General features: G+C 76.0%; 15 protein-coding genes. 9 read left to right on the forward strand and 6 right to left on the reverse strand.

Annotated features, from left to right (window positions below):
* Positions 1–63: 63 nt before the first annotated feature.
* Positions 64–1,236 carry an o-succinylbenzoate--CoA ligase gene (menE, locus tag H7X46_RS00785; protein ID WP_222131478.1) on the reverse strand — a complete coding sequence of 391 codons (1,173 nt, stop codon included), beginning with the start codon at positions 1,234–1,236 and terminating at the stop codon, positions 64–66.
* A gap of 174 nt (positions 1,237–1,410) precedes the next feature.
* Here menE and H7X46_RS00790 point away from each other — a divergent pair, with 174 nt between their 5' ends.
* Entirely contained in the window at positions 1,411–1,596 is a 186-nt protein-coding gene (locus H7X46_RS00790) for a hypothetical protein (RefSeq protein ID WP_186357571.1), read from the forward strand.
* Between the two features lie 62 nt (positions 1,597–1,658).
* On the opposite strand, the gene H7X46_RS00795 is transcribed toward H7X46_RS00790, so the two are convergent.
* Positions 1,659–2,561: a 1,4-dihydroxy-2-naphthoyl-CoA synthase gene (locus tag H7X46_RS00795; RefSeq protein WP_186357572.1), complete on the reverse strand. Its 903-nt coding sequence runs from the start codon at positions 2,559–2,561 to the stop codon at positions 1,659–1,661.
* A gap of 143 nt (positions 2,562–2,704) precedes the next feature.
* On the opposite strand from H7X46_RS00795, the gene H7X46_RS00800 reads away from it, so the two are divergent.
* The 3 genes from H7X46_RS00800 to H7X46_RS00810 all read left to right on the forward strand — a co-directional run bounded on the left by H7X46_RS00800 (position 2,705) and on the right by H7X46_RS00810 (position 6,985).
* Positions 2,705–5,623, forward strand: coding sequence for an FAD-binding and (Fe-S)-binding domain-containing protein (locus H7X46_RS00800; protein ID WP_370588551.1), 2,919 nt, complete (start codon positions 2,705–2,707; stop codon positions 5,621–5,623).
* A 50-nt stretch (positions 5,624–5,673) separates the two neighbouring features.
* The gene (locus H7X46_RS00805) at positions 5,674–6,498 is read left to right on the forward strand and encodes an aldo/keto reductase (protein ID WP_186357573.1); all 825 of its coding nucleotides are present in this window, start codon (positions 5,674–5,676) and stop codon (positions 6,496–6,498) included.
* 169 nt (positions 6,499–6,667) lie between these two features.
* Positions 6,668–6,985, forward strand: coding sequence for an adhesin (locus tag H7X46_RS00810; RefSeq protein ID WP_186357574.1), 318 nt, complete (start codon positions 6,668–6,670; stop codon positions 6,983–6,985).
* 80 nt (positions 6,986–7,065) lie between these two features.
* Here H7X46_RS00810 and H7X46_RS00815 read toward each other — a convergent pair whose 3' ends face one another.
* Both H7X46_RS00815 and H7X46_RS00820 read right to left on the reverse strand, forming a co-directional pair.
* On the reverse strand, positions 7,066–8,712 hold the full coding sequence (locus H7X46_RS00815; protein ID WP_186357575.1) for an ABC-F family ATP-binding cassette domain-containing protein: 1,647 nt from the start codon (positions 8,710–8,712) through the stop codon (positions 7,066–7,068).
* A gap of 64 nt (positions 8,713–8,776) precedes the next feature.
* Positions 8,777–10,054: an MFS transporter gene (locus H7X46_RS00820; RefSeq protein ID WP_186362361.1), complete on the reverse strand. Its 1,278-nt coding sequence runs from the start codon at positions 10,052–10,054 to the stop codon at positions 8,777–8,779.
* Between the two features lie 254 nt (positions 10,055–10,308).
* Here H7X46_RS00820 and H7X46_RS00825 point away from each other — a divergent pair, with 254 nt between their 5' ends.
* The gene (locus H7X46_RS00825) at positions 10,309–11,037 is read left to right on the forward strand and encodes a PIG-L deacetylase family protein (protein WP_186357576.1); all 729 of its coding nucleotides are present in this window, start codon (positions 10,309–10,311) and stop codon (positions 11,035–11,037) included.
* Positions 11,038–11,090: 53 nt separating this feature from the next.
* The gene (gene menD / locus H7X46_RS00830; RefSeq protein ID WP_186357577.1) at positions 11,091–12,767 is read left to right on the forward strand and encodes a 2-succinyl-5-enolpyruvyl-6-hydroxy-3-cyclohexene-1-carboxylic-acid synthase; all 1,677 of its coding nucleotides are present in this window, start codon (positions 11,091–11,093) and stop codon (positions 12,765–12,767) included.
* A gap of 122 nt (positions 12,768–12,889) precedes the next feature.
* Here menD and H7X46_RS00835 read toward each other — a convergent pair whose 3' ends face one another.
* Positions 12,890–14,134: a chorismate-binding protein gene (locus H7X46_RS00835; RefSeq protein WP_186357578.1), complete on the reverse strand. Its 1,245-nt coding sequence runs from the start codon at positions 14,132–14,134 to the stop codon at positions 12,890–12,892.
* An 83-nt stretch (positions 14,135–14,217) separates the two neighbouring features.
* Here H7X46_RS00835 and H7X46_RS00840 point away from each other — a divergent pair, with 83 nt between their 5' ends.
* Positions 14,218–14,694 carry a DUF3592 domain-containing protein gene (locus H7X46_RS00840; RefSeq protein WP_186357579.1) on the forward strand — a complete coding sequence of 159 codons (477 nt, stop codon included), beginning with the start codon at positions 14,218–14,220 and terminating at the stop codon, positions 14,692–14,694.
* A 29-nt stretch (positions 14,695–14,723) separates the two neighbouring features.
* Here the strand turns inward: H7X46_RS00840 and H7X46_RS00845 are convergent, their stop codons facing one another.
* Complete coding sequence (locus tag H7X46_RS00845; RefSeq protein ID WP_186357580.1) at positions 14,724–15,530, reverse strand: inositol monophosphatase; 807 nt, start codon at positions 15,528–15,530, stop codon at positions 14,724–14,726.
* A gap of 166 nt (positions 15,531–15,696) precedes the next feature.
* On the opposite strand from H7X46_RS00845, the gene H7X46_RS00850 reads away from it, so the two are divergent.
* Positions 15,697–16,857, forward strand: coding sequence for a glycosyltransferase family 1 protein (locus H7X46_RS00850; RefSeq protein WP_186357581.1), 1,161 nt, complete (start codon positions 15,697–15,699; stop codon positions 16,855–16,857).
* Between the two features lie 11 nt (positions 16,858–16,868).
* Entirely contained in the window at positions 16,869–17,981 is a 1,113-nt protein-coding gene (locus H7X46_RS00855; protein ID WP_186357582.1) for a glycosyltransferase, read from the forward strand.
* Positions 17,982–18,006: the final 25 nt, after the last annotated feature.

An 18,006-nucleotide genomic window follows, 5' to 3' on the forward strand; every position in this document is an offset into this window, starting at 1 on the left:
CCGCCCGGGCACCGGTCCGTTGCTCTGCGCAGTCACCGATTTCGGACGGTGACCGCAGCACCCTCAGCGGTGGCGCTCCAGCAGCGCCGCGACGGCGGCCCGGTCGGGCTTCCCGATGCCCCGCTCGGGGATCGTGGCGGCCCGGTGCAGCACCCGGGGCACGGCGGCGCGCCCGCAGGCATCCCGGACGGCGGCGCGGAGCTCGTCGTCCCCCGGCCCGGGCCCGCCGGTGACGACGAGGGCCGCCACGACCTGGCCCCACCGGTCGTCGGGCAGCCCCACCACGCAGGCCCCGCACACCCCGGGCAGCGCCAGCAGCGCCCGCTCGACGGCGGCCGGGGCGACCTTCTCCCCGCCGGTGTTGACGACGTCGTCGGCCCGCCCGAGCACGGTGAGCGTCCCGTCGGGCGCGAGCGCGCCCAGGTCGGAGGTGCGGAACCCGTCCGGGGTGAACGCCTCGGCCGTCGCCTCCGCCGCGCCCAGGTACCCGGCCGCCACCACGGGCCCGCCGAGCACGACCCGCCCGGAGCCGGGCTCGAGCGTGACCGTGACGCCGTCGAGCGGGACGCCGTCGTACACGCACCCACCGCACGTCTCGCTCATCCCGTAGGTGGTGACGACCCGGACGCCGTGCGCCTCCGCCCGGGCGCGGAGCCCCGGGTCGAGCGCGGCCCCGCCGACCAGGACGGCGTCGTACCCGGCGAGGGCGTGCAGCGGCGCCGACCCGTGGTCGAGGACCCGGGCCAGCTGGGTGGGGACGAGGCTGGTGTAGCGGCGGGCACCGTGCCGCATCCGCGCGGTGGCGCGGGTGAGCCCGCCGGGCCGGAACCCGTCGCGGACGTCCTGCACCACGCAGGGCGTCCCGGACAGCAGGGCCCGCAGCACCACCTGGACCCCCGCGACGTGCTCGGCGGGCAGCGTCAGCAGCCACGTGCCGGGTCCCCCCAGCCGGTCCTGCGTGGCCGCGGCCGAGGCGCGCAGCGCGTCCCCGGTCAGCGCCACGTGCTTGGGCACCCCGGTCGACCCCGAGGTGGCGACGACGACCGCGAGCCCGTCCGGCAGCGCCCCTTCGGCGGCGGCGCGGGCGACCGGCTCCGGCAGCGGCGGCTCCGCGCCGGGGCGCGCCCGGACCGGGAGGACGGCGGGGCCCGCGCCGTCCAGCGCGGCCCGCAGCGCGGCCGCCAGCCGCGACACCGCCTCGGGGGACCCGTCGACCCCGATCGCCCGCACGCCCATGCCGATCACCCTTCCAGCGTGACGATCACGCACCGGCGTTGCCTCCGCACGGCGCTTTCATCACATCCGGGGATCGGTGTGGCCGGCGTGCAACACGCGGGAACCCGGGCGCGACGCAGCCGGTGAGAGTCGCGGCGCACCGGCCGCGCTCCCCGGAGTCGTGAGGAGCTCCCCATGCCGCACCCCGCAGCCACCGACCCGTCCCCGACCGGCGACCGGCACGCCGTGGGGTGCCGGCGTCCGGCCGGCTCGGGGCACCGCGCGGCCGCCGGTGAGCTCGCGGCGCTCGCGTTCCAGGTGCCGGCACCCCGGCCCGCGGCCGCGCCGCAGATCCCGCGCCCGCGCCCGGCCGTGGACTGACCGGATCGACACGTCGGCACGGGACCCGGCCGGGTCCCGCGCCGGATCGTCGATCACGCGCGTCAGTAGTGCCAGGGGAACGGCGACCAGTCCGGTTCGCGCTTCTCCAGGAACGAGTCGCGCCCCTCGACGGCCTCGTCGGTCATGTACGCCAGCCGGGTCGCCTCGCCGGCGAACAGCTGCTGGCCGACCAGCCCGTCGTCGGCCAGGTTGAACGCGTACTTGAGCATCCGCTGCGCCTGCGGCGACTTGCCGTTGATCTCGGTCGCCCACTGCAGGGCGGTCCCTTCCAGCTCGGCGTGCGGGACGACCTCGTTCACCGCGCCCATGTGGTGCATCTGCTCGGCGGTGTAGGTCCGGCCGAGGAAGAAGATCTCCCGGGCGAACTTCTGCCCGACCTGGCGGGCCAGGTAGGCCGAGCCGTAGCCGCCGTCGAACGAGCCGACGTCGGCGTCGGTCTGCTTGAACCGGGCGTGCTCGGCGCTGGCCAGGGTCAGGTCCGACACGGCGTGCAGCGAGTGCCCGCCCCCGGCCGCCCACCCGTTGACGACGGCGATGACGACCTTGGGCATGAACCGGATCAGCCGCTGGCACTCGAGGATGTGCAGCCGCCCGGCCCGGCCCTTCTCGACGGTGTCGGCGGTCTCCCCGGACGCGTACTGGTAGCCGGTCCGGCCGCGGATCCGCTGGTCGCCGCCGGAGCAGAACGCCCGCTTGCCGTCCTTCGGCGACGGCCCGTTCCCGGTCAGCAGCACGCAGCCGACGTCGGCGCTGGTCCGCGCGTGCTCGAGTGCCGTGTGCAGCTCGTCGACGGTGCCGGGCCGGAACGCGTTGAGCACCTCGGGCCGGTCGAACGCGATCCGCACCGCGCCGGTGGACACCGCGCGGTGGTAGGTGATGTCGCGGAAGGCGAACCCCTCGACCGGTGTCCAGGCGTCGGGGTCGAAGGTCTCGGAGACGGGCATGGCCGGAGCTTAGATTCCGGTGTGGCCGGCGGGGGACGCGCGGTGAGGGCAGGGCGGGTGACGTCACGAGCCCCACGTCGGACGAGCGCACCGGGGCCGCCGGGGTAGCGTCGTCGCCGTCCCGACCCGGCGAGAGGAGACCGGTGAGCAGCACGAGCGGATCGCGCAGCGGAACGGACAGCGCGACCACGACCGCGTACCGCGCCCTGGAGCACGACCTGCGTGCCGCGATCGGCGGCGAGGTCCGGTTCGACGCGGCCAGCCGTGCCATGTGGTCCGCGGACGCCTCGAACTACCGCGGCGTCCCGATCGGCGTGATCGCCCCCCGGGACGCGGGTGACGTGGAGGCCGCGATGGCGGTGTGCCGCGCGCACGACGTGCCGGTGCTGCCGGTCGGCTCCCGGACCTCGATCGCCGGGCAGGCGGTCAACACCGCGGTCGCGTTCGACTTCCGCACGCACATGGACGCGATCCTGTCGGTGGACCCGGACGCGCGGACCGCGACCGTGCAGCCCGGGGCGGTGTGCGACGCCGTGCGCGACGCCGGGAAGCCGCACGGGCTCACGTTCGGCCCGGACCCGTCGACCCACAACCGCTGCTCGATCGGCGGGATGATCGGCAACAACGCCTGCGGGTCGCACTCGGTGGCCTGGGGCAAGACCGTGGACAACGTCCGCGCGCTCGAGGTCCTGACCTATCGCGGCGAGCGGCTGACGCTCGGCGGCGACGGCACCGAGACCGGGCCGATCCCGGACGCGCTGCGGACGCTCGGCGCCGGCATGGCCGCCGATGTGGCCGCGCACGTCCCCGAACTCACCCGGCGGGTGTCCGGCTACAACCTCGACCAGCTCGTCCCCGGCAACGTGAACCTGGCGAAGGCGCTGGTCGGGACCGAGGGCACCTGCGCGACGATCCTGTCCGCGACGGTCGACCTGGTCTCCTCGCCGCCCGCGCGGGCGCTGGCCGTGCTCGGCTTCCCGGACGCCTACCACGCCGCCGACCACGTGATGGTCGTGCGCGAGCAGCGGCCGCTGACCATCGAGGGGATGGACGCCGGGCTGATCGCGTCGCTGCGGGCGCTGCGGCCGAACGAGACGACGAGCCGGATGCTGCCCGAGGGCGAGGGCTGGCTCTACGTCGAGACCGGCGGCGAGACCCGGGCGGCGGCCGAGGCGGCCGCGCAGGCGGTCGCCGACGCGATGCGCCCCTACACCACCGGCGCGGTCGTGGTCTCCGAGCCGGCCCGGATGGCGGCGCTGTGGCGGGTCCGCGAGGAGGGCGCCGGCCTGCTGACCCGCTCCCCGGACGGCGGCGAGGCCTGGCCCGGTTGGGAGGACGCCGCCGTCCCGCCGGAGCGGTTCGGCGCCTACCTGCGCGAGTTCGACAAGGTGCTGGAGCGCCACGGCCGCAAGGGCATCTACTACGGCCACTTCGGCGACGGCTGCCTGCACGTCCGGATCGACTTCGACCTGCTGACGAAGCCGGGAATCGCGAACTTCCGGGCGTTCATGACCGACGCCGCGGACCTGGTCGTCGCGCACGGCGGGTCGCTGTCCGGCGAGCACGGCGACGGGCAGGCCCGCGCCGAGCTGCTGCCCCGGATGTACCCGCCGCAGATCATCGCCGGGTTCGAGCGGTTCAAGGAGATCTGGGACCCGGACGACCGGATGAACCCGGGCCGGGTGGTCCGCCCGGCGACGATGGACGAGAACCTGCGGGTCCAGCTCGGCATGCCCACCATGCCCGACGAGCCGAAGCTGGCGTTCGGCCACGACCGCGGCTCGTTCCACCGCGCCACCCGGCGCTGCCTCGGCGTGGGCAAGTGCGCGATCGACACCGGTTCCGGGGTGATGTGCCCGAGCTGGAACGTCACCGGCGAGGAGAAGCACTCCACCCGCGGCCGGGCCCGGCTGCTGTTCGAGATGGCCAGCGGCGAGATCATCACCGACGGCTGGCGGTCCGACGAGGTCGCCGAGTCGCTGGACCTGTGCCTGTCCTGCAAGGGCTGCAAGTCCGACTGCCCGGTCGGGGTCGACATGGCCGCGTACAAGACCGAGTTCCTCGCGCACCGCTACCACCGCAGGCTGCGGCCGCGCTCGCACTACTCGATGGGGGCGCTGCCCCGCTGGCTGCGGGTCGTCGGGGCGCTGCCCGCGGCCGCCGTCGACGGCATCAACCGGCTGTCCCGGGTGCCGCTGCTGGCGAAGGTCGCGAAGAAGGCCGGCGGGATCGACGCCCGCCGCGCGATCCCGCCGATCGCCCGGGAGACCTACACCGCGCGGGCCGCCCGCGGGCCGGCGATGTCGCCGGTGCCCGACCTCGGCGTCGAGCCGGGCAGTCGTGGCCCGCTGCTGCTGTGGACCGACACGTTCACCGACCACTTCGACCCGGACATCGCCGCGGACGCCGTCGCCGTCCTCACCGGACTCGGCTACCGGGTGCAACTGCCGCCGCGCACCGTCTGCTGCGGGCTGACCTGGACCTCGACCGGGCAGGTCACCGCGGCCCGCCGGGTGCTGGCGCGCAGCCTGCGCGCCATCGGGCCGGCCCTCGACGCCGGCATCCCGGTCGTCGGGCTGGAGCCGTCCTGCACGGCGGCGCTGCGCTCCGACGCCGCGGAGCTGCTCCCGGACGAGCCACGGGTGCCGCTGCTCGCCCGGCAGGTGTCGACGTTCGCGGAGCTGCTCGCCCGGCACACCGACGAGCTGTCCGCCGCCGCAGGCGAGGGCAACGGCGCCGCGCTGGTGCAGATCCACTGCCACCAGCACGCCGAGCTCGGCAGCGAGCCGGACCGCGCGGTGCTCGCGGCCCTCGGCGTGGACGCGACCGTGCTCGACTCGGGCTGCTGCGGCCTGGCCGGCAACTTCGGGTTCGAGGACGGCCACTACGACATCTCGATGGCCTGCGCCGAGCGTGCCCTGCTGCCCGCGGTCCGGTCCGCCGACGACGCGGTCGCGCTGCTCGCCGACGGCTACTCCTGCCGCACCCAGGTCCGGCAGGCCGGCGAACGCGAACCGGTCCACCTGGCCCAGATCGCGGCGCGCGCCCTGCGGCCCGGCTGACCGGCCGGGGCCGGCGCATGCGATCCCGGCGGCACGGGTAGACAGGGAACATGGCTGTTCCCACCATCAAGCTGAACGACGGCAGGGAGATCCCGCAGCTCGGGTTCGGCGTGTTCCAGATCGAGCCCGGCCGCACCGCGGAGAAGGTGACGGCCGCCTTCGACGTGGGCTACCGGCACATCGACACCGCGCAGATGTACGGCAACGAGGAGGGCGTCGGGAAGGCGATCGCCGACTCGGGCATCCCCCGGGACGAGCTGTGGATCACCACCAAGCTCGCGAACGACGGGCACGGCCGCGAGGAGGCCGTGCGCCGCCTCGACGAGAGCCTCACCCGGCTCGGCCTCGACCACGTCGACCTGTACCTGATCCACTGGCCGCGGCCGCACGACGACCGCTACGTCGAGACCTGGCAGGGCTTCGAGGACGCGCTGGCCTCCGGCAAGGCCCGCTCGATCGGCGTCTCGAACTTCCAGATCCCGCACCTGGAGCGGCTCGCGCGGGAGACGTCGACGGTGCCGGCGGTCAACCAGATCGAGTTCCACCCGAACCTGGTCCAGCGGGAGCTGCGCGAGTACCACCAGCAGCACGACATCGCCACGGAGGCCTGGAGCCCGATCGGCCAGGGCAAGGGGCTGCTGGAGGCGCCGGAGCTGAAGGAGCTGGCCGCCACGTACGGCAAGACCCCCGCCCAGGTGGTGCTCCGCTGGCACATCCAGCTCGGCAACGTCGTCTTCCCGAAGTCGGGCGACCCGGGCCGGATCCGGGAGAACTTCGAGATCTTCGACTTCGCGCTGTCCGACGCCGACGTGGCCGCGATCGAGAAGCTGGACGCCGGCCGCCGCCTCGGCCCGGACCCGGACACCTTCGGCTGACGCCTCGTGAGTGGTTGCGCGGGCCAGGGCCCGCGCAACCACTCACGAGCGCTATGGCGCACGTCACACTGCGCGTTCCGGGAGGGCACGGCCTCACCGCTCACCCGATGGAGATCGACACGGGGGTGCCGCGGTGGACGCCGGTCGCGGCGCCCGTACGGTGGGGCCAATGTTGGCGATCACGGAGAACGCCGCCGAGGCGATCAAGACTCTGAGCACCGACGCGGAGCTGCCCGACGAGGGTGGCCTGCGCATCACCGCGCCGGACCCGGAGCAGGGGCTGGAGCTCGCACTCGCGCAGTCGGCCGACGCGCAGGACACGGTGCTGCGGGGCGAGGGCATCGCCGTCTTCCTGGAGCCGGGCGCGGCCCAGATCCTGGACGACAAGGTCCTCGACGTGCAGCCGGTCCAGACCGACGGCGGCGAGCAGGAGCTGCGCTTCGCCATCGTCGCGCAGTCCGACGCCGTCGAGCCCGAGCAGGCCTGACCGGGCGTCCACCCACCCACTCCTTTCCACCGATGGCCCTCGGTCCCGCCGGACCGGGGGCCATCGGTGTGTCGACGCCGTCAGCGTTCGACGACCGCGCCGTCGCGCACCTCCCAGCGGCGGGTGGAACGGACCGTGTCGAGCATCCGCCGGTCGTGGGTGACGAGCAGGACGGTTCCCCCGAACGCGTCGACGGCCCGTTCGAGCTGCTCGATCGCGGGCAGGTCGAGGTGGTTGGTCGGCTCGTCGAGCACCAGCAGGTTCACCCCGCGGGCTTGCAGCAGCGCCAGCCCGGCCCGGGTCCGCTCGCCCGGGGACAGTGACGACGCCGGGCGCAGCACCTGGTCCGCGCCCAGCCCGAACTTGGCCAGCAGGGTCCGGACCTCCGACTCCGGCCAGTCCGGCACCTGCTCGCCGAACGCCCGCAGCAGGGTCCGCTCCCCGAGGAACGCGCCGCGGACCTGGTCGATCTCCCCGGCGACGACCCCGGACCCGAGCCCCGCGCTCCCCGAGTCCGGCCGGACCCGGCCGAGCAGCATCCCCAGCAGCGTCGACTTCCCGGCCCCGTTCCCGCCGGTCACCACCACCCGGTCGGCCCACTCGACCTGCGCGGTCACCGGGCCGAGCACGAACTCGCCGCGCCGCACGACCGCGCCGTCGGCCCGCGCCACGACGGTGCCCGAGCGGGGCGCCGACGCGATCGTCATCCGGAGCTCCCACTCCTTGCGGGGCTCCTCGACGACGGTCAGCCGCTCGATCGCCCGCTCGGTCTGCCGGGCCTTCGCGGCCTGCTTCTCGCTGGACTCGGCCCGCAGCGCCCGGACGTTCTTGTCCGGGTCCTTGGTCTTGCGACGCGCGTTGCGGACGCCCTGCGCCATCCAGTTCCGCTGCATGACGGCCCGCTGCTTGAGCGCGTCGAGCTTGTCGGCGTACTCCTCGTAGTCCTCGCGGGCGTGCCGGCGGGCCCGCTCCCGCTCGGTCAGGTAGGCGTCGTAGCCGCCGTCGTAGATCCCGATGGACTGCTGGGCACGGTCCAGCTCGACGATCCGGTTCACGGTGCGGGACAGGAACTCCCGGTCGTGGCTGACGAGCACGGTCGGGGTGCCCTGCCGGGCGAGGCCGGTGACGAACCGCTCGAGGCGGTCCAGCCCGTCGAGGTCCAGGTCGTTGGTGGGCTCGTCGAGCAGCAGCAGGTCGTACCGGGACAGCAGCAGCGCGGCCAGGTTCGCCCGGGCGGCCTGCCCGCCGGAGAGCGCGGTCATGGCCGTGTCCGGGCCCGCGGTCAGACCCACCTCGCGCAGGACCTCGGTGGCGCGCTCGTCCAGGTCGGCGCCGCCGAGCGCGAGCCAGCGGTCCAGGGCGGCCGCGTACGCCTCGCCCGCGCCGTCCGCCCCGGCCGCCAGGCCCTCCGCAGCGGCGTCCATCGTGGACTGTACGGCGGCGACGCCGGTGCGCCGGGCGAGGAAGCTCGCGACCGTCTCCCCGGCGCGCCGGTCCGGCTCCTGCGGCAGGTGCCCGACCGTGGCGTCCGGCGGGGCGAGCGTCAGCCGGCCGGCGTCCGGGGACCGGCTGCCGGCCAGGACCGACAGCAGGGTGGACTTGCCGGCGCCGTTGGCGCCGACCAGGCCGATCACGTCGCCGGGGGCGACGACGAGGTCCAGGCCGGAGAACAGGGTGCGGTCGCCGTGGCCGGCGGCCAGGCCCGTCACGTGCAGGGTCGCGCTCATGTCGGGCGCAACGCTACTCCGGCGGTCCCCGCCGCCGAGGTCGTGCTCGCCGGAGTCCCCGGGATCAGCCCTGCCGCAGCGCGTGGTCCTCGTCGAGCCGGCGGGTCCGGGTCTCGGCGTACAGGGCGACGGCGATGATCGTCAGCACCGAGCAGGCCGCGATGTAGCCGGCGATCGCGTAGCCGGTGCCGGTGGCGGTCAGCAGGGACACCGCGATCACCGGGGCGAGGCCGCCGGCGAACACCGACGCCAGCTGGTAGCCGATGGAGACGCCCGAGTAGCGGACCTTGGTGCCGAACAGCTCGGACAGGAACGCGGCCTGCGGGCCGTACATGGCGCCGTGCAGCACCAGCCCGACGGTCACGGCGACCGCGGTGAGCGCGAAGTTCCTCGTGTCGACGAGGAAGAAGAACGCGAACGCCCAGATGCCGACGCCGGCCGCACCGAACAGGTAGACCGGCTTGCGGCCGACCCGGTCCGAGATCGCGCCCCACACCGGCGTCGTCACCAGGTGCACGGCGGCGCCGATCAGCACCGCGCCCAGCACGAACGACGACGACAGGTCGAGCTGCCGGGTCACGTACGTCGAGATGACGATCGTGAAGATGTAGTACGAGACGTTCTCGGCGAACCGGGCCCCCATCGCCGTGAGCACCTCGCGCGGGTACTGCCGGAGGACGTCGACGATCGGCATCGCGTCCTTCTCGCCGGCCGCGGCCCGGGCGGCGGCCCTCGCCTGGGCGTCCCGGAACACCGGGGACTCCTCGACGGCGAGCCGCACGTACAGGCCGATGAACACCAGCACCGCGGAGAGCAGGAACGGGATCCGCCAGCCCCAGGCCTGGAACGCCTCCTCCGACTGCACCAGCGCCATGATCGCGAGCAGCCCGTTCGCCAGCAGCTGTCCGGCCGGCGCACCGGCCTGCGGCCAGCTGGCCCAGAACCCGCGGTGCTCGGGCCTGCCGTGCTCGGAGACGATGAGCACGGCGCCACCCCACTCGCCGCCGAGCGCGAAGCCCTGGGCCAGTCGCAGCAGGACCAGCAGGAGCGGTGCGGCGAACCCGATGGTGGCGTAACCGGGCAGCAGGCCGATCGCGAACGTCGACAGGCCCATCATGAGCAGCGAGATGACCAGCAGCTTCTTGCGGCCGATCTTGTCGCCGTAGTGGCCGAACACCAGGCCGCCCACCGGCCGGGCGACGAAGCCGACCGCGAACGTGCCGAGCGCGAGCAGCGTCCCGGTGGCGCCGTCGGAATCGGGGAAGAACACCTGCGGGAACACCAGCGCCGCGGCGACGCCGTAGAGGAAGTAGTCGTACCACTCGACCGTCGTGCCGAGCATGCTGGCCGCGACCACCCGCCCGATCGGCGTGGGACGGTCGGACGTGGACGCTCGCCCGGAGCTCCCCCGTCCTGGGATGTCGCCGGTGTGCCTGTCGGACACGGAGTCCCCCTCGTGGCGGCTGGTGCTCGGTTCGGTTCCGTCACCGTATGTCGTCAGGGTGGTGCATTTCACCCCTTCCGGCCATATCGGTGACCCGACCGAGACGTTCCCCGGCCGCACGGGTGCCGGAGCGCCGGGCCAGACTGTCCGGCATGGCCGACGACGAGTACCTGCCGTTGCCCGAGGACGCCGACCGGGTGCTGGTCGTCGTCGCCCACCCCGACGACATGGAGTACGGCGGCTCCGGGGCCGTCGCGCGCTGGACCGCGCAGGGCAAGCAGGTCGCCTACCTGCTCGTGACCCGCGGCGAGGCGGGGATCGACTCGCTGCGTCCCGACGAGTGCGCCCGCGTCCGGGAGGTCGAGCAGCGGGTGGCGTGCGCGGCCGTGGGCGTCGAGGTGTGCGAGTTCCTCGACCACCCCGACGGGCTCGTCGAGTACTCGACCGCGCTGCGCCGCGACATCGCCGCGGGGATCCGCCGGCACCGGCCGCAGCTCGTCGTCACCGGGAACCACCGGGAGGCCTGGGACGCCGAGGGCCGCTTCCTCAACCAGGCCGATCACATCGCGGTCGGGCGGGCCGTGATCGACGCCGTCCGGGACGCGGCGAACCGGTGGATCTTCCCCGGTATCGGCGGCGAGCCGTGGGCCGGTGTGCACGGCGTCGCGCTCGCCGGGTCGCCGCGGGCCCGGCACGCCGTCGACATCTCCGACCACATCGACGCGGCGGTCGCGTCGCTGCGGGCGCACGAGCAGTACCTGGCCGGGCTGTCCGGACCGATGGCCGACCCGGACACGTTCCTGCGCGCCGAGGCGGAGCGGGCCGCGGCGCGGTTGCCGGGCGCCACCGCGGCGGCCGTGTTCGAGTACCTGACCCCGTGAATGCGTAGGAGGGTCGGGGCCCGCCCGACCGGTCACGACCTACGCTGGACCGTGTGAACGGCTCCACCGCCCAGGCTCGCGTCCTCGTGGACGAGCTGGTCCGCGCCGGTGTCACCGACGCGGTCCTGTGCCCGGGCTCGCGCAACGCGCCGCCCGCGCTCGCGCTGGCCCGCGCCGAGGAGCTCGGGCTGGTCGGGCTGCACGTCCGGACCGACGAGCGCGCGGCGGGCTTCCTCGCGCTCGGGCTGTCCCTGGCCTCCGGGCGCCCGGTCCCGGTGGTCGTCACGTCCGGGACGGCGGTGGCGAACCTGCACCCCGCGGTCCTCGAGGCCGCCCACGCCGGCGTGCCGCTGCTCGCGCTGACCGCCGACCGGCCGCCCGAGCTGGTCGGGACCGGGGCCAGCCAGACGATCGCGCAGTCCGGCCTGTTCGGGCCGGCCGTGCGCTGGTCGGGTTCGCTCGCGGTGCCCGGCGCGGTGACCGACGCCGAGGTGCGGCGGTGGCGGGCCACGGTGGCCCGGGTGCTGGCCGCCGCGGCGGGCACGGGGTCCGGCGCCCCCGGCCCGGTGCACCTCGACCTGCCCTACACCGAGCCGCTCGTCCCGGAGACCGAGGATGCTGCGCCGGGCTCCGACCTGCTCGGACCCGGCGTCCCGCCCGGCCGCGACGGCGGGGAACCCTGGACGGCCGTGCCGCCCCCGGTCCGGTCCCTGCCGCCACTGCCGCTCGACCCGGCGGCCCGCACGCTGGTGATCGCCGGTTCGGGCGGGCCCGCCGCGGACCCGGCACGCCTCGGCGGCGCACCGCTGGTCGCGGAGCCGTCGTCGGGCTGGTGGCCGCACGCCCTGCGCAGCGGGCCCTGGCTGCTGGACCGGCCGGAGCTGCGGCCGTCGCAGGTCGTGGTGCTGGGCCGGCCGACGCTGCACCGGGCGGTGGCCGCGCTGCTCGCCGACCCCGCCGTCGCCGTCCACGCCGATCCGGGGCCGCACGGGGCACCGTGGACCGACGTGCCGGGCACGGTGCGCGCCGTGGGCTCGCTGCCCCACCTGACCCCGCCCGACGACTGGACGTGGGCGTGGAGCGCGGCCGACCGGACCGCGGCGAAGGCCCTCGACACCGCCCTCGACGACGGCACCGCCGACGGCGCCCCCGGCCTGCGGCTGGCCCGCGACCTGGTCCGGGCCCAGCCGGACGGCGGGCAGCTGGTGCTCGGCTCCTCCAACCCGGTGCGCGACGTGGCGCTCGCCGCCGCACCCCGCGACGGCCTGGTCGTCCGCGCGAACCGCGGGGTGGCCGGCATCGACGGGACCGTGTCGACGGCCGCCGGCGCGGCCCTGGCGCACGACGGGCCGACGACCCTGCTGCTCGGCGACCTCACGCTGCTGCACGACACGACCGGGCTGGTGGGCGGCGGGCCGGCCGAACCGGACCCGGACCTCACGGTGGTCGTGCTCGACGACGACGGCGGCGGCATCTTCCACCTGCTCGAACAGGGCGGTCCGGAGCACGCGCACGCCTTCGAGCGGGTCTTCGGGACGCCCACCGGGGTCGACCTGCTCGGGCTCGCCCGGGCCACCGGCTGGGCGGCCGCCGACTGGACCGGGGACCCGGCCGAGCTGGCCGCGTGGCCGGGCTCGGGCCGTCGGCTGGTCCGCGTGGCCGCGGCCCGCTCCGGGCTGCGCGACGCGCACGCGGCCCTGCGCCGCACGGTCGCCGCCGCCCTGGCCTGAGCGCGGGTCGGCCGGAGCGCGGCCCCGGCCCCGGCGCGGTCCCGTCCGGGCGCTGCCGGATGAGCCCGGCCCGGTTCGCGCGCCCGGCGCGAGCGCGCCGCCGGCCCGCGCGCGGCCGGGGGTCAGCCGGCCAGGGCGTCCCTCACGGCGCGCATCTTGGCGGCGGCCTCCCGCACCTCGGCGTCCGGGTCGGAGTCCGCGACGATCCCGCAGCCCGCGAACAACCGGGCCGTGCACCCGTCCAGCTCGGCGCAGCGCAGGGCGATGCCCATCTCCCCGCCGCCGTCGGCGTCGACGTACCCGACCGGGCCGGCGTAGCGGCCGCGGTCGAGGCCCTCGATCTCGGCGATGAGCGCGGTCGCGTCCGGGGTCGGGGTCCCGCCGACGGCCGCGGTCGGGTGCACCGCCTCGACCAGGGTCAGCAGCGACGCCGGCCGCGCCGGGTCGAGCCGGGCCCGGACGTCGCTGGCCAGGTGGGACACGTTGGGCAGGGTCAGCACCGACGGCGCGTCCGGGACCTCGATGTCGGCCACCAGCGGGCGCAGCGAGTCGGCGAGCGAGTCGACGGCGTAGGCGTGCTCGCGGCGGTCCTTTGCGGACCCGGCCAGCGCGGCGCCCACATCGGACCCCCCGGAGCCCGGCCACGCGGTCCCGGCGAGCACCCGGGACTCGACCGTCCACCCGTCGAGCCGCAGCAGCAGCTCCGGGGTCGCCCCCACCAGCCCGTCGACGGCGAAGCTCCAGCAGGTCGGGTACCGCTGCGCCAGGCCGTGCAGCAGGAACCGCGGGTCGAGGGGGGTGTCGGCGCGCGCGAGCAGGTCGTGCGCGAGCACGATCTTCTCCAGCTCCCCGGCCCGCATCCGGCGCACCGCCTCGGCGACGGCGCCGCGGTAGCGGTGCGCGGGAACGTCACCGTCCGCGTAGCGCAGCCGGCCGCCGGGCCGGACCGGGGACGGCGCCGGCAGCACCGCGTCCGCAGCCGGTGCGTCGGCCGTGGTGATCTCGGTGACCCAGGCCCGGCGGCCACGCCGCCCGACGACCACCCGCGGCACCACCAGCACCGAGCCGGGTGCGTCGTCGTCGAAGGTGAAGGAGGCGAACGCGACGGCCCCGGTGCCGGGCAGCCCGACGTCGTCCCGCACGTCCACGCCGGACACCACCGTGCGCCACCAGCGGTCCGCCTCGGCGAGCCGGCCGGGCCCGGACGCGGTGAACCGGGCGGTCTCTCCCCAGCCGACCAGACCCTCGCCGCCGCGCACCCAGGACAGCGCGCCGGCGTCGCCGGGGAGCACGTCCAGGAGGGGTCCGTCGAGCCGCAGCGGGCGCGTACGGACGCGCAGAGCGCTGGCGGCCGGTGCGACAGTCACGCTCCCGAGGGTAGGCAACGGTGCCCGGCCGCGCGGCGAGGTCCCGGACACACCCGGGTGCGCGCCGCCTAGACTGGCGCGTCGTGACCAGTCCGACCGGCGACGTCCTGACCGAGACCCGGGCGGCCGCGAGCCGCCTGCTGGGCCGGGTGCGCTACCGCGTGCCGGAGATCGTCGCGGGGATCGGGGTCACGCTCACCCTGCTCGGGTTGATCGCGCTCGGCGGGGCGTTCCTCGACGACATCCGGATCGACGCCCACCGGGCCACCACCGCCGCCACGGTGCTGGACGGCTCGAGCTACTGGCGCTCGGTCGTCCGGTTCGTCGACCACGAGGGACGGCTGCAGACCCCCGGCTCCGGGATCTCCTACCCGGCCGGCCTGACCCCGGGCCAGAACATCTACGTCGAGTACGACATCACCGAGCCGACCCGGGTGCGGGTCGCGGGCCGGACCGCCCTCGACGGCGTCCTCCCGGTCGCCGGCGGGATCGCGGCCGTCTGGGTGGTGCTCGGCCCGCTCCACGTGGCCCTGCGCCGGCGCCGCGACCGCGCCGCCTGACTGCGCCTCGCCCGACCCGTGACGGTCCGTCAGGGCCGCCAGAGCGCGCACACCTCCGCGGCCACCTGCGGGGCGACGACGAGCAGCCCGCCCTCGGGCATCGGCGCGGACCGGCCGTCCCGGTCCAGCACCAGCGCGCCCGCCTCGGCGGCCAGGCAGAGCGCGCCGGCGACGTCCCACTCGTGGTAGCGGGTGAGCACCGCGGCGACGGCGTGCCCCAGCGCCACCTGCGTGATCGCCAGCGCGGCCGACCCGAGCACGCGCACCCCGGCGTGCGCGGCGCGGCAGCGGGCGACGAAGCCGGCGTCCGGGTCCTCGGCGCACACCAGGGAACCGGCCAGCCGGGTCGCCCCCGGCGCCGGCACCGGGACCCCGTTCGCCCGGAAGCCGCGCCCGCGGGCCGCGGCGTAGATCTGCCCCCGCCCCGGATCCGCGACGACGCCGACGGCCGGCCCGTCCCCGTCCACCAGCGCCAGGCTGTACGCGCACCACGGCAGCCCGGCCACGTAGTTCGCGGTCCCGTCCACCGGGTCGACCACCCAGCGCAGCGGTGCCTCCGCGGCACCGGCGTCGGCGCCGTACTCCTCGCCGACGACCGGGTGGCCGGGGAACTCCGCGGCCAGCACCCGGCGGGTGTGCCGCTCGAGGGTCCGGTCGGTGTCGGTGACCCAGTCGAACGGGTTGGCCTTGACCTCGCCGCCGTGTTCCCGGCCGAGCATGGCCGTGATGACCTCGGCGGCGTCGTTGGCCAGCCGTCCTGCGGTCTCCAGGGCGCGGGAGAGCAGCGCCGGGTCCACCGGGCGCGCGGACGGGGTGGTGTGCGGGACGGCCGTCATGTGCGCCGAGTGTCCGGGCGGGGGATGACCCGTCCGCGACCGCGAGGTGACGCCCCTGTGCCGGGCACGCCAACTCGGGTCGGCCCCACCCGATGTTCGCCGAGGGTTGGGCCGCCGATCATGCGGTGGACCCGGCGGGGCGTCCCGCCGCGAGCACTGTCTCCCCGTGCGCGTCGCAATCGTCTCGGAATGCTTCCTGCCGGTGGTCAACGGCGTCACCAACTCGGTCCTGCGGGTGTGCGAGCACCTGCGTGCCGGAGGTCACGACGTCCTCGTGATCGCCCCCGGGACCGGTGAGCCCGCCGAGCACGACGGTGTCCCGGTGGTCCGGATCCCGGCCGTCGAGCTGCCGGTGGTCAACTCGATGCCGGTCGGGGTCCCGAGCCGCCGGGTGCTCACGACGCTGCGGGCCTTCCGGCCGGACGTCGTCCACCTCGCCGCGCCGTTCGTCGTCGGCGCGCGCGGGCTGGCGGCCGCACGACGGCTCGGCATCCCCACCGTCGCGATCTACCAGACCGACGTGGCCGGGTTCGCCTCCTCCTACGGCCTCGGCCTGACCGCACGGGCCGCCTGGCGCTGGACGTGCCGGCTGCACTCGCTGGCCGACCGCACGCTCGCCCCGTCCAGCTGGGCGACCGGTGCGCTGCGGGAGCGCGGGGTCCCGCGGGTGCACCAGTGGGCCCGTGGCGTCGACACCCGCCGGTTCACGCCGTCCCGGCGCAGCGCGGCGTGGCGTGCCGAGCTGGCACCGCACGGGGAGCGGCTGGTCGGCTTCGTCGGCCGGCTCGCCCCGGAGAAGCAGGTCGAGCGGCTCGCGGTGCTGGGGGACCTCCCGGGGACGCGGCTCGTCGTCGTCGGGGACGGGCCCGCCGCGGAGGAGCTGCGGGAGCGGCTGCCCTCGGCGGCGTTCCTCGGGCACCGCGGCGGTGACGAGCTCGCCGAGATCTACGCCAGCCTCGACGTGTTCGTCCACACCGGGCAGGCGGAGACGTTCTGCCAGGCGGTGCAGGAGGCGCTCGCGTCCGGGGTCCCGGTCGTCGCACCGGACGCCGGCGGGCCGCGCGACCTCGTCCTGCCGGGCCGGACCGGCTACCTCGTCGCGCCCCGGCCGGACGGCGGCGAGCCCGGCGACCCCGCCACCGACGCCGCCGACCGGGAGCTGGTCGCCGCCGTCGCCGCGCTCTGCGAGCCCGGCCGCAACCGGGCGTTCGGTGCGGCGGCCCGGCAGTCGGTGCTGCGCCGCACCTGGACCGCGGTCGGCGACGAGCTGCTCGCGCACTACGGCCAGGTGATCCGCCCGGTCGCCGACCGGGCAGCCGCCGCCTGACGGAGGCCGGGGTGCGGATCGTCCAGCTGGCGAACTTCTACGGACCCCGATCCGGGGGACTGCGGACCGCGCTGACCGCGCTCGGTGCCGGCTACGCGGCCCGCGGGCACGACGTCGTCCTGGTCGTGCCCGGCCGGCGCCCGGGCACCGACCGGCTGCCCGGCGGGCCGGTGCGGATCACGGTGCCCGCACCCGAGCTCCCGGGCACCGGCGGCTACCGGATGGTCGACCCGTGGCGGGTGCAGCGGCTGCTGGAGCAGCTCCGCCCGGACGCGATCGAGGTCTCCGACCGGCTCACCCTGCGCGGGCTGGGGGCCTGGGCGCGGCGGAACGGGGTCGCGTCGGTCGTCGTCTCGCACGAGCGGCTCGACCGGTTGCTGCACCAGTTCCTGCTGCCCTCGCTGCCCGCGCGGGTGCTCGCCGACCGCGCGAACACCCGGATGGCCGCGGCGTACGACACCGTCGTCTGCACCACCGGGTTCGCGCGCGCCGAGTTCGATCGGATCGGCGCCGGGAACGTCCGGCGGGTGCCGCTCGGGGTGGACCTGGCGACGTTCTCGCCGCGGCACCGGGACGCGGCGCTGCGCCGCGACCTGGCCGCCGGCGCCGAGACGCTGCTGGTGCACGCGGGCAGGCTGTCGCCGGAGAAGCATCCCGAGCGCAGCGTCGACGCCGTCGCGGCGCTGCGCGACGCGGGGCACCGGGTCCGGCTGGTCGTCGCGGGGGACGGGCCCCGGCGGGGCGCCCTGGAACGGCGCGCGGCCGGGCTGCCGGTGACGTTCGTGGGCTTCGTGGGGGAGCGGCCGCGGCTGGCGACGCTGCTCGCCTCCGCGGACGTCTCGATCGCGCCGGGCCCGCACGAGACGTTCGGGCTGGCCGCGCTGGAGGCACTTGCCAGCGGGACACCGGTGGTGGTGTCGGAACGCTCCGCCCTCCCCGAGATCGTCGGCGGGGAGCACGCGGCCGCCGACACCCCGGAGGCGTTCGCCGCGGGGATCACGACGCTGCTCGCCGCCGACCCGGACGGCCGCCGTGCCGACGCCCGGTCCCGGGCCGAGCGCTACCGCTGGCCGGACACCGTCGACGGGATGCTCGCGGCCCTCGGGGCGCCGTCGCCGGCGTGATCCCGTGCGGGGTGCGCGTTCCGTA

The organism is Pseudonocardia sp. C8 (genome assembly GCF_014267175.1).
Taxonomy (GTDB): Bacteria; Actinomycetota; Actinomycetes; order Mycobacteriales; family Pseudonocardiaceae; genus Pseudonocardia.

Coding starts and splice junctions, on each gene's coding strand:
- H7X46_RS00805 (WP_186357573.1), top strand. CDS start 5,674: ATGGCTGTTCCCACCATCAAGCTGAACGACGGCAGGGAGATCCCGCAG.
- H7X46_RS00810 (WP_186357574.1), top strand. CDS start 6,668: ATGTTGGCGATCACGGAGAACGCCGCCGAGGCGATCAAGACTCTGAGC.
- H7X46_RS00845 (WP_186357580.1), bottom strand. CDS start 15,530: ATGACGGCCGTCCCGCACACCACCCCGTCCGCGCGCCCGGTGGACCCG.
- H7X46_RS00820 (WP_186362361.1), bottom strand. CDS start 10,054: ATGCTCGGCACGACGGTCGAGTGGTACGACTACTTCCTCTACGGCGTC.
- menE (WP_222131478.1), bottom strand. CDS start 1,236: ATGGGCGTGCGGGCGATCGGGGTCGACGGGTCCCCCGAGGCGGTGTCG.
- H7X46_RS00795 (WP_186357572.1), bottom strand. CDS start 2,561: ATGCCCGTCTCCGAGACCTTCGACCCCGACGCCTGGACACCGGTCGAG.
- H7X46_RS00790 (WP_186357571.1), top strand. CDS start 1,411: ATGCCGCACCCCGCAGCCACCGACCCGTCCCCGACCGGCGACCGGCAC.
- H7X46_RS00815 (WP_186357575.1), bottom strand. CDS start 8,712: ATGAGCGCGACCCTGCACGTGACGGGCCTGGCCGCCGGCCACGGCGAC.
- H7X46_RS00825 (WP_186357576.1), top strand. CDS start 10,309: ATGGCCGACGACGAGTACCTGCCGTTGCCCGAGGACGCCGACCGGGTG.